The sequence below is a fragment of the Burkholderia sp. Bp9004 genome, from assembly GCF_003858025.1.
In the GTDB taxonomy this organism is placed as follows: Bacteria; Pseudomonadota; Gammaproteobacteria; order Burkholderiales; family Burkholderiaceae; genus Burkholderia; species Burkholderia diffusa.
Genome location: NZ_QTQD01000110.1, coordinates 1 through 309, shown reverse-complemented (window position 1 = coordinate 309; position 309 = coordinate 1). Strand labels below are relative to the sequence as shown.

Genomic DNA, 309 nt, shown 5'->3' with positions numbered 1-309 from the left:
CCACGACCCGGCCGGCAACCTGGTGCGTGAGCACCAGCACTACACCCGCCTGGGCCAGCCGCTGGTGGGCGTGTGGCTACACGAATACGATGCGCTCAACCAGCGTATTGCCACCGTGCGTCCGGACGGCCATCGTGTCAGCTGGCTCACCTACGGCAGCGGCCACCTGTTGGCTCTCCAGTTGGATGAACGAGAACTGGTGAGCTACGAGCGCGACGACCTGCATCGCGAAGTCGCACGGCTGCAAGGCAACCGCCTGCTGCAAACGCAGCAGTGGGACGCCATGGGGCGGCTCAGCGAGCAGGTGCT

The 309-nt window shown here is 66.0% G+C and carries 1 protein-coding gene; it reads left to right on the top strand.

The window, feature by feature from the left end; all coding sequences use genetic code 11:
* A partial coding sequence (locus tag DIE08_RS35375) for an RHS repeat protein (protein ID WP_148096113.1) occupies positions 1-309 on the top strand: 309 nt, incomplete at both ends.